Raw genomic sequence first — 9,867 nt, 5'->3', positions numbered from 1 at the left:
CGGCTTGAACGCTCGACCCCGGGCTGAACCCCGGGGCTTGTCGCTTCGTCCGGGTCAAAGAGGAATTTGAGGCTCAAGACCCGGCCTCAAGCAGCCTGCAGGAACTGTTCCTCGAAGCGCACGGCCACCTCGACCTCGCGGGGCGAGACATCGAAGAGCCGCGCCACAGCCGCTTTCTGCCGCCCCTCGGCCAGAAAGGCCGAATACAGCGCGGCCGTCGGCACCCCACAGGACTCGATCATCGGGTGACCGAACTGGCAGGCCGGATCGACCACCACCACCCGGCTGCGCGGCTGCGGATACCAGCGCCGCGCCCGGCCGTTCTCGTACTCGATGCCGGCGTAGAGCGAATCCTTGATGATCGACCGGAAGGCGTACTGCCGGCTGCGCAGGTCCAGCAGCTCGCCGTCATGCTCGCCGGCGCGGGCCTCGGCTTCCAGCGAGTCGGCAAAGATGGTCGCGCCATCGGTGACGAAACGGTGGTTGGCCAGCGGATGGTCACTGCCGAACACCTCACGGGCGGTCTGCAGACAGCGGCGCACCACCTGCAGCGGCACGCCGTGCGTCACGAACTCCCGCACCACCCGCAGCTCCAGCAGATCCTGGAAACCGATCACCGCCTCGCCCAGTTCCTCACGGTCGTACTGCGGCGACCACAGGGGTGGCACCTGCCGACACTCACGCTCCTGGCCGCGGCGGGCCGTATAGGCGTAGCCGTACAGCCAGCGGCGGATCGTCCGTGGCTCAGCGCGGACCAGCTTCGCAGCATCCGCCAAGCAGTACATGCCAAGGCCAAAGGGGTTCATCGTCGTGAGTGGCAACGGGAGTCCAGCAGTGTAACCACACCCCTGGCGCCATCATTTCAACGCATCCCACAGCAACTTCCCCCCCGACACCACCATGCCCCCCATCACCAGCCGGTAGAACAGCGTCGGCTTGACCCGCGACGCCAGCCGCACCCCCGTCCAGACCCCGGCGAGCACCACCGGCCCCAGCGCCAGCGAGGTGCCGAGGTTGCCCAGGTCGATCAGGCCAAGCTGCCAGTACGGAATCCACTTCGAGAGGTTCACGATGGTGAAGAACACCGCCATCGTGCCGCTGAAGCGCAGCGGCTCCAGCTTGAGCGGCAGCACGTAGAAGCTGATCGGCGGCGCACCCGCGTGCGCGATGAAGCTGGTGTAGCCCGACGCAGTGCCCAGCAGCCAGCCCAGCCCGCGGTGCGGCGTCGCCACATCGGCCTTCGGGGGAAAGAACAGCCGCAGTGCCACGAACAGCAGCGTCACCGCCCCCACGATGCCCGCCACCACCTTCACCGGCAGCATCCCGAACGACGCCCAGCCGATCAGGCTGCCCAGCAAGCCCGCCGGGATCAGGAAGCGCAGCAGCCGCCAGTCCGCGTGCCGCGCCAGCGCCGCCAGCCCGGAAAAATCCGCCAGACACAGCAGCGGCAGCATGACCGCTGCCGCCTGCGGCACGGGAATGGTCAGCGCCATCAGCGGCACCGCCAGCGCCCCGAAGCCGGCGCCGAAGCCGCTCTTCGACAACCCCATCAGGAACACCGCGGGAACGGCCGCGGCGTAGAACATCGGTTCGGTGATCACGGATCGGGTCTCTCGGCGCAGCGTCGCCACAAGGAAGGGGCCACAATTGTGGAATGTTTGCACCCAGCCAGAACGATGTCCGGACCTTCTTTTGCGCGGCGTGGCGCAAGCACCTCGCCGGCGAGCCGCTGTCCGCGATGGACACCCTCGCCGCGCAATGGACCGAGCGCCACCCCGAATACCACGCCGATCTCGCCGATCTGGACGCCGCGCTGGCCGCCGTCTACACCATCGAGGACGGCCGCACCAACCCCTTCCTGCACCTGTCGATGCACCTGAGCATCAGCGAACAGGTCTCGATCGACCAGCCGCGCGGCATCCGGCAGGCGGTGGAGCTGCTGGCGGCCAAGCGCGGCGACCTGCACGCCGCGCAGCACGAGGTGATGGACTGCCTGGGCGAGATGCTCTGGGAATCGCAGCGCAGCGGCCAGCCACCCGACCCCCACGCCTACCTCGACCGCGTTCGCCGCCGCGCCACCGCATGACGGCCCTGACCCGGCGGCCCTCCGCCCTGATCGCCGCGGTGGCGCTGGCCTTGCTGCTGGGACTGCAGCCCGTGACGACCGACCTCTACCTGCCCGCGCTGCCCGCGATCCAGGCCGAGCTGCACGCCTCGATGCACGCCACGCAGTTGACGATGGCCGCGCTGCTGCTGGCGTTCGGGTTCGGGCAACTGGTGGCCGGGCCGGTGGCGGATCGCTTCGGGCGGCGGCCGGTGCTGCTGACCTCGCTGTCGGTTTACCTGCTGGCCAGCTTCGCGGCCGTGCTGGCGCACACCATCGAGGCGCTGGTGCTGGTGCGGGTCGTGCAGGGCGCGGTGATGGCCGGGGTGGTCGTCGTCGCACGGGCCATGGTGCGTGACCTGTACGCGCCGCACGAGGGTGCGCGGATCATGTCGCTCGGGATGTCCGGCCTGGGCGTCATCGCCATCGCCAGCCCCTTGCTGGGCGGCTGGCTGGCCGGGCACCTGGGCTGGCACATGGCCTTCGTCGCCGCGGCGGTGATCGCGCTGGGCACGCTGGGCTTCGTCGCCACGCAGCTTCCCGAAACCCTGCGCCAGAAGAACCCGCAGGCGCTGCACCCCGGCCCGCTGCTGGACGCCTGGGCCACGGTGCTGCGCCACCCGACCTTCCGCGCTTGGGCGGGGCTGTCGGCGGCGACCTACGGCGGGCTGTTCGTGTTCCTGGCCGGATCGTCGTTTGTCTACATGCAGGTGCTCGGGCTGAGCGCGGCGCAGTACGGTCTGGCCCTCGGCACCAGCTCGCTCGCCTATCTGGCCGGCACCTTCGTCTGCCGGCGCTGGCTGGTGCGGCACGGCATGGTCGGTGCCGTGCGTCGGGCGGCCTGGTTCACGCTGGCTGGTGGGTTGTCGATGGCGGCGCTGGCGGCGGCGGGCGTGCAGACGGTGTGGGCGGTCCTCGTGCCGCAGCTTCTCTTCGCCTTCGGGCACGGCACGCACCAGGCGTGCGGGCAGACCGGCGCGGTCGGCCCCTTCCCGCAGCAGGCCGGCGTGGCCTCGGCGCTGGCGGGTTTCGTGCTGGCGGTGGTGGCGTTTGGCATCGGCCAGTGGCTGGGACAGGCCCTGGATGGCACGACGAAACCGCTGGCCTACGGCGTCGCGGCCGGATCGGTGGTCACGGTGCTGATCGCCTGGACCACGGTGCAGCGCCACGGAGATGCCCCATGAGCACCGGCGCCAGCACTGTCGCAGCCGCAGCCGCAGCCAACCCGACCACCTTCGCCCTGGCCGGCCCGACCGCCAGCGGCAAGACCGCCGCCGCCCTCGCCATCGCCCGCGCCTGCCGGGAACGCAGCCTGCCACCGATCGAGATCCTCAGCGTCGATTCGGCGCTGGTCTACCGCGGCATGGACATCGGCACCGCCAAGCCTTCGGCTGCGGAACGCGCCGAGGTGCCGCACCACCTCATCGACGTGATCGCGCCGACCGCCGCGTATTCCGCCGCCGCCTTTGTCACCGATGCGCGGCGACTGATCGGCGAAATCCGCGGGCGGGGCGCGGTGCCGCTGCTGGTGGGCGGCACGATGCTGTACTTCAAGGCCCTGTTCGACGGCATCGACGCGCTGCCAGCGGCCAACCCCGCCGTGCGCGCCACGCTGGACGCCGAGGCCCGCGCCATCGGCTGGCCGGCGATGCACGCGCGGCTGGCCGAGGTCGATCCCGTCACCGCCGCACGCCTGTCGCCCAATGACGCCCAGCGCATCCAGCGGGCGCTGGAGGTGTGGCAGGTGAGCGGGCAGCCGCTGTCGAGTTTCCACACCGGCCGCTTCGACCGCACGGCGGTGGGCACGGACACTGCCATCCCGACCGCGACCGCCACACCGCCCGAGTTCCCGCTGCTGTCGCTGGAGCCGACCGACCGCGCCTGGCTGCACCACCGCATCGCGCAACGCTTCGAGGCGATGCTGGCGGGCGGTCTGATCGACGAGGTGCAGCGGCTGCGGGCACGGGGGGATCTGCACCCCGAACTGCCGTCGATGCGCTGCGTCGGCTACCGGCAGACCTGGGAGATGCTCGACGGGTTGTGGCCGGCCGCGCAGCTCGCCGAGAAGGGCACCGCCGCCACCCGCCAGCTCGCCAAGCGCCAGATCACCTGGTTGCGCGGCATGGCGCAGCGCGAGGTGATCGCCTGTGACGCGGGCGATCCGGTGGCGGTGGTGCTGGCGCGGGTGATGCCGGTGCTGGAACGGGAGGCACCGTGATGACCGCCATGCCCGCCATGCCCGGTGCCCCGCTGCTGCGCATCACCGGCTTGGGCAAACGCTACGGCGCAACCAGCGTCTTCCACAACGTCCACCTGGCGATGCAGCGCGGCGAGGTGGTCGCGCTGGTGGGCGAGTCCGGGGTGGGCAAATCGACGCTGCTGAACTGCATCGCTGGGCTGGACCGGGCGGACACTGGCACGGTCGAGATCACCGGCCGCGACGTGGGCCGCCTCACCGAACGCGAGGCGGCGCTGCTGCGGCGGGGGTCGCTGGGTTTCGTGTTTCAGGCGTTCCATGTGCTGCCGCACCTGAGCGTGGCGGACAACGTTGGCCTGCCGCTGATGCTGCAGGGCTGGCGCGACCGGGGCGAGATCGCGGCCCGCGTGCAGGGGGTGCTGGACGGTGTGGGGCTGGGCGCGCTCGGTCAGCGCCGGCCGCGCGAGTTGTCTGGCGGGCAGTTGCAGCGTGTCGCGATCGCGCGGGCGCTGGTGCATCGGCCGGCGCTGCTCCTGGCCGACGAGCCGACCGGCAACCTCGACCCGGACACCGCCCAGCGCGTGCTCGACCTGCTGTGTACCCAGGCCCGGCAGCACGGCGCGGGTTGCCTGATCGTCACGCATTCGCACACCGCCGCCGCGCAGGCCAACCGCACGCTGCGGCTGCGCGCCGACGGGGTGGAGGCGGGATGAACCGGACGCCCGGCTCAGACGTTGAGCGGCGCCGGCATGGTGTGGACGCGGTCGCGGCCGGCGCGCTTGGCGTCGTAGAGCGCCTGGTCGGCGGCCTGGATGAGCAGGTCCAGCGTCGGCGTGCTGCGGCTCAGGGCCACGGCGCCCAGGCTGATCGTCACGGCACCCGGCCGCTGGGAATCGGGCAGCCGCAGGTCCGCCGACACCGCCATGCGCATCCGGTCGGCCAGCCGCACCGCCTCGCGCTGGCCGGTCTCGGGCAGCAGCACGATGAACTCCTCGCCGCCGAAGCGCGCCAGCAGGTCGGTCTTGCGCAGCGTGGACTGGCAGGAGCGGGCGATCTCGACCAGCACCTGGTCGCCGAGCTGGTGGCCGTGGCGGTCGTTGACGCGCTTGAAGTGGTCCACGTCGATCAGCACCACCGCCATCGGACGGGCGTGGCGGGTGGCGCGCTCGAACTCCAGCGCGGCCGCCTGCATGAAGCAGCGGCGGTTGCGGATGCCCGTGAGCGAGTCGGTCATCGCCAGGGATTCGAGGCGGCGGATGGCCTGTTCCAGCGCGACGATGAGCTGGAGCGTGTAGCCGGCGCCCAGCGAGGCGATCGGCACCGGCACCAGGGCGGCCATGATCAGCGCGTGGCTGTTGAGCGACCAGCCGGCCAGCCAGTGCCAACCCGCCGTCAGCAACACCGACGCCAGCACGCTCACCCCCACCAGCACCACCGTGGCCCGCTGCACCCCCATGCGCCGCACCCAGCGGGCCACCGCCTCCAGAAAAGGGCTGATGTCGGGCTGCTGGGGCGGGTGTTCGGGGAGGTCAGGGAGTGGCGCCATACCGGAAACAATTGTGCCCGCACGAAGACACCATCCAGTACCAACCGACACGCATCTTCGCAGCGTGTGTGAACGATCACGCACCGGACACCGCCATGCACCTGCGTGACACGCTGCACCTGATCGCCCGTGAGGCGCGCCACCAGCCGGGCCGCATCGCCGTGGCGCTGCTGGCGATTGCGCTGGGCGTGGCGCTGGCGTTTGCGGTGCATCTGATCAACGCGTCGGCGCTGGCGGAATTCGGGCAGGCGGTGCGCGCGGTGAATGGCCAGCCGGATGTGGAGCTGCGCCCCGTCGGCCGCAGCGGGCTGGACGAGGCGCTCTACGCCCGCGTGGCCGCGCAGGCCGGTGTGGCGCTGGCCAGTCCGGTGATTGAGGTGGACACCTACGCGCTCGACACCCAAGGCCGCAAGCACGGGCTGAAGCTGATCGGACAGGACGCGCTGGTGGCCGCCGCGCTGGCCCCTACCCTGCTGCCGCGGCCGGACCCTGCACTGCGTGACACCCCCAGGCTGGGCCTGCTCGACCCGGACCGGGTGTTCCTCAACCCGGCGGCGCAGCGGCTGTTCGGCGTCCAGGCCGGCGAGGCGCTGCGGGTGCAGTCGGGCAACCGGCTGGTGGCGCTGACAGTGGGCGGCAGCGTCGCGGCGGACACGGGGCCGCTGGCGGTGATCGACCTGGCCGGGGCGCAGGCGCAGTTCGGGCGGCTCGGGCAGCTCAGCCGCATCGACGTGCGCCTGCAGCCGGGTGCCGACCGGGCGGCGGTGCTGCGGGCCTTGGCGCTGCCGGCGTCGGTGCGCGCGGCAGCGCCGGACGAAGCGGCACAGCGGGTGTCGAATCTCTCGCGGGCCTACCGCGTGAACCTCACCGTGCTGGCCCTGGTTGCGCTGTTCACGGGGGCGTTCCTGGTGTTCTCGGTGCAGTCGCTGGCCGTTGCCAAGCGGGTGCCGCAACTGGCGTTGCTGGGTGTGCTCGGGATGCACGCCCGCGAGCGGCTGGTGCTGGTGCTGGTCGAATCGGCGCTGCTGGGCATCGTCGGCGCGGGGCTGGGGCTGGCCTTGGGGACGGGGCTGGCGGCGCTCGCGCTGCGGGTGCTGGGCGGGGATCTGGGCAGCGGACTGCTGGGGGGCGCGGCGCCGGCCTTGCAGTGGTCGAACGGCGCGGCGCTGGTCTATGGCGGGCTGGGGCTGGCCGCGGCGCTGGCGGGTGGCTGGCAGCCGGCGCGCATGGCCGCTGCGCTGTCGCCCGCGCAGAGTCTGAAAGGGTTGGGCGGCGAGGACCAGACGCTGCGCCAGCCGTGGCGCGGGCCGGCGCTGATGCTGGCAGGAGTCGCGCTGGCGTTCGTGCCGCCGCTGGGTGAGTTGCCGCTGGCGGCGTATGGGTCGGTGGCGCTGCTGTTGCTGGGCGGGATCATGGCGGTGCCGCTGCTGGTCGGCGCGCTGATGGGCCGGATCACGCCGCCGCGGCAGCCGATCGCGCTGCTGGCCGTCGAGCGCGCCCGTGACCAGCGGGCCAGCGCGACGATCACGGTGGCGGGCGTGGTCGCGAGTCTGGCGCTGTCGGTGGCGCTGACCGTGATGGTGGCGAGCTTCCGCGACTCGGTGACGCACTGGCTGGACGAGGTGCTGCCCGCCGATCTCTATGCGCGCACGGCCACGTCCACCGCCCAGGCCGACAGCGCCTACCTCGATCCCGCGTTCGTGCAGGCCGCTGCGGCGTTGCCGGGCGTGGCGCGGGTGCAGGCGCAGCGGGTGGTGGCCGTTTCGCTCGATCCGGCGCGGGCGGCGGTGGCGCTGATCGCCCGCGAAGTCGGCGATGTGGCGCGGACGCTGCCGCTGGTCGGCGTGCTCCAGCCGCCCTCACCGGCCGGACAGCTCGACGTGTACGCCAGCGAAGCCGTGCTCGCGCTCTACGGCGTGCAGGCCGGACAGACGCTGCGCCTGCCACTGCCGGACGGACGCACCGCCGACGCGCACCTCCGCGGCGTCTGGCGCGACTACGCCCGCCAGCAAGGCTCGCTGGTCATCGACCGCCGCGACTGGCAGCGGCTCACCGGCGACGACAAGGTGAACGACCTCGCGCTGTGGCTGGCCCCAGGCGCAGCGGTGGCGCCGGTGCAGGCCGGGCTGCGCGCGCTCGCGGCCGATCCGGCGCTGCTGGAGATCGCGACGCCGGCCGAGATCCGCGCCGTGTCGCTGGCGATCTTCGACCGCAGCTTCGCCGTCACCTATTGGCTGCAGGCGGTGGCCATCGGCATCGGGCTGTTCGGCATCGCGGCGAGTTTTTCGGCGCAGGTGCTGGCGCGGCGGCGCGAGTTCGGCGCGCTGCAGCACCTCGGCACGACGCGGGCACAGGTACTCACCCTCGTCTGTGCGGAAGGTGCCCTGTGGACAGCCGTCGGCGCGCTGCTCGGGCTGGCGCTGGGCTTGGCGGTGAGCGTGGTGCTGGTGAAGGTGGTGAATCCGCAGAGTTTTCATTGGACGATGGAGCTGGCGCTGCCGTGGTGGCGGCTGGGGGCGCTGGTCGTGGCGGTGCTGGTGGCGGGGGCGGTGACGGCGTGGGTGTCGGGGCGGGCCGCGGCGTCGCATGACATGGCGCTGGCGGTGAAGGAGGATTGGTGATGGTCGGTCTCCCTCGACGGCACTGGATGCGGCTGGTGGCAGGGTCGCTGCTGCCCATGCCGCTGTCGGTCATGGCGCAAACGCAGGGCGTGCGTCGGCGTGCGCTGGCCTTCCCCGCCGACTTCGGCAGCCACCCCGACACGCAGACCGAGTGGTGGTACGCCACCGGCTGGCTGGCTCCCGCCACACCCGGCGAACGCCCCGCTGAACCCACCCACGGCTTCCAGCTCACGTTCTTCCGCTCGCGCACCGAGGTCGCCGCCGACCACCCGAGCGCCTTCGCGGCGAAGCAGTTGGTCTTTGTGCATGTGGCCCTGACCGACCTGACCGAGCGCCGCCAGCGCCACGACCAGCGCATCGCCCGCACCGGCTTCGGGCGGGCGGACAGCGTGGTCGGTGACACGCGGGTGCATCTCGGCGACTGGCAACTCCGGCGCAGCGGCGCCACGACCGCCAGCCGCTACGACGCAACGGTCGCCAGCCCCGCGCTGGGCGGCACGCTCGCGCTGTCGATGCAGACGACCCAGCCGCTGCTGCTGCAAGGCGACGCCGGCTATTCCCGCAAAGGCCCCGGCCCGGCACAGGCCAGCCACTACTACAGCCAGCCCCAGCTCGCCGTCACCGCCACCCTCACCCCGAACGGCCCGGGCCAGCCCGCCCGCCCCCTGCGCGGCACCGCCTGGCTCGACCACGAGTGGAGCGATGCGCTGCTGGACCGCGACGCGGTGGGCTGGGACTGGATCGGCATCAACCTCGCCGACGGCAGCGCACTGACCGCGTTCCGGCTGCGGCGGGCGGATGGCTCGGCGCTGTGGGCGGGCGGGTCGTGGCGGGCGGCGGGCGGCGCGGTGCGGGCGTTCGGCCCGGACGAGGTGCGTTTCACGGCGCAGCGCGTGTGGGCGAGTCCGGCGACGGGCGGGCGCTATCCGGTGCAGTGGCTGGTCGAGACACCGGCCGGGCGCTGGACGGTGCGCGCGCTGCTCGATGCGCAGGAACTCGACAGCCGGGGCAGCACGGGGACGGTGTACTGGGAGGGCTTGAGCGAGTTGCTGGACGCGGGCAGGGCGCGGGTCGGGCTGGGGTATCTGGAGATGACGGGGTATGTGGGGCGGCTGGTATTGTGAAGGGTGGCACTCCCACCACCGCCAAGGAACCCGCATGGACGCCGACACCCTCCGCTCCCGCCAAGCCCCCTTCAAGACCCGCTACCGCGACGACCCCGACGCCGCGCGGATCACCTTGCACGCCGAAGGCCGGCTGGGCGAAGGCGTGACCTGCAAGCTCGACACCGGCCGGGCGCGGATCACCGCTGGCATCCACCCGGCCGCAGGCGGCGACGGCCTGGGCGCCTGCTCGGGCGACATGCTGCTGGAAGCCCTGGTGGCCTGCGCCGGGGTGA

The 9,867-nt window shown here is 72.3% G+C and carries 10 protein-coding genes; 7 read left to right on the top strand and 3 right to left on the bottom strand.

Annotation, left to right across the window (positions count from 1 at the left end):
- Window positions 1-86 precede the first annotated feature (86 nt).
- Both QZW52_RS16915 and QZW52_RS16910 read right to left on the bottom strand, forming a co-directional pair.
- Window positions 87-806, bottom strand: a complete 720-nt coding sequence (locus QZW52_RS16915; protein WP_294000879.1) for a DUF433 domain-containing protein — start codon at window positions 804-806, stop codon at window positions 87-89.
- 51 nt (window positions 807-857) lie between these two features.
- Window positions 858-1,601: a sulfite exporter TauE/SafE family protein gene (locus tag QZW52_RS16910; protein ID WP_294000878.1), complete on the bottom strand. Its 744-nt coding sequence runs from the start codon at window positions 1,599-1,601 to the stop codon at window positions 858-860.
- Window positions 1,602-1,654: 53 nt separating this feature from the next.
- Between QZW52_RS16910 and QZW52_RS16905 the strand changes: the two genes are divergently transcribed.
- Genes QZW52_RS16905 through QZW52_RS16890 form a run of 4 tightly spaced genes read left to right on the top strand, consistent with a single transcriptional unit; the run spans window position 1,655 to window position 5,014 of the window.
- Complete coding sequence (locus QZW52_RS16905) at window positions 1,655-2,086, top strand: DUF1841 family protein (RefSeq protein WP_294000876.1); 432 nt, start codon at window positions 1,655-1,657, stop codon at window positions 2,084-2,086.
- Window positions 2,083-3,288 carry a multidrug effflux MFS transporter gene (locus QZW52_RS16900; protein WP_294000875.1) on the top strand — a complete coding sequence of 402 codons (1,206 nt, stop codon included), beginning with the start codon at window positions 2,083-2,085 and terminating at the stop codon, window positions 3,286-3,288. Before QZW52_RS16905 ends, QZW52_RS16900 begins: the two co-directional genes overlap by 4 nt.
- Window positions 3,285-4,322, top strand: coding sequence for a tRNA (adenosine(37)-N6)-dimethylallyltransferase MiaA (gene miaA / locus QZW52_RS16895; RefSeq protein ID WP_294000874.1), 1,038 nt, complete (start codon window positions 3,285-3,287; stop codon window positions 4,320-4,322). Before QZW52_RS16900 ends, miaA begins: the two co-directional genes overlap by 4 nt.
- Window positions 4,322-5,014: an ABC transporter ATP-binding protein gene (locus QZW52_RS16890; protein WP_294000872.1), complete on the top strand. Its 693-nt coding sequence runs from the start codon at window positions 4,322-4,324 to the stop codon at window positions 5,012-5,014. The genes miaA and QZW52_RS16890 overlap by 1 nt, the downstream gene beginning before the upstream one ends.
- Window positions 5,015-5,028: 14 nt before the next feature.
- Here the strand turns inward: QZW52_RS16890 and QZW52_RS16885 are convergent, their stop codons facing one another.
- Window positions 5,029-5,847: a GGDEF domain-containing protein gene (locus QZW52_RS16885; RefSeq protein ID WP_294000870.1), complete on the bottom strand. Its 819-nt coding sequence runs from the start codon at window positions 5,845-5,847 to the stop codon at window positions 5,029-5,031.
- 95 nt (window positions 5,848-5,942) lie between these two features.
- Between QZW52_RS16885 and QZW52_RS16880 the strand changes: the two genes are divergently transcribed.
- The 3 genes from QZW52_RS16880 to QZW52_RS16870 all read left to right on the top strand — a co-directional run.
- Window positions 5,943-8,468 carry an FtsX-like permease family protein gene (locus QZW52_RS16880; RefSeq protein WP_294000868.1) on the top strand — a complete coding sequence of 842 codons (2,526 nt, stop codon included), beginning with the start codon at window positions 5,943-5,945 and terminating at the stop codon, window positions 8,466-8,468.
- On the top strand, window positions 8,468-9,592 hold the full coding sequence (locus QZW52_RS16875; RefSeq protein WP_434738354.1) for a lipocalin-like domain-containing protein: 1,125 nt from the start codon (window positions 8,468-8,470) through the stop codon (window positions 9,590-9,592). Before QZW52_RS16880 ends, QZW52_RS16875 begins: the two co-directional genes overlap by 1 nt.
- Before the next feature lie 34 nt (window positions 9,593-9,626).
- A partial coding sequence (locus QZW52_RS16870; protein ID WP_434738353.1) for an OsmC family protein occupies window positions 9,627-9,867 on the top strand: 241 nt, incomplete at its 3' end.

The sequence above is a fragment of the Sphaerotilus sp. genome (assembly GCF_013299175.1).
GTDB lineage: Bacteria > Pseudomonadota > Gammaproteobacteria > Burkholderiales > Burkholderiaceae_C > Sphaerotilus.
The sequence above is the reverse complement of the archived record's forward strand: the minus strand, read 5'-3'. Positions and strand labels throughout refer to the sequence as shown.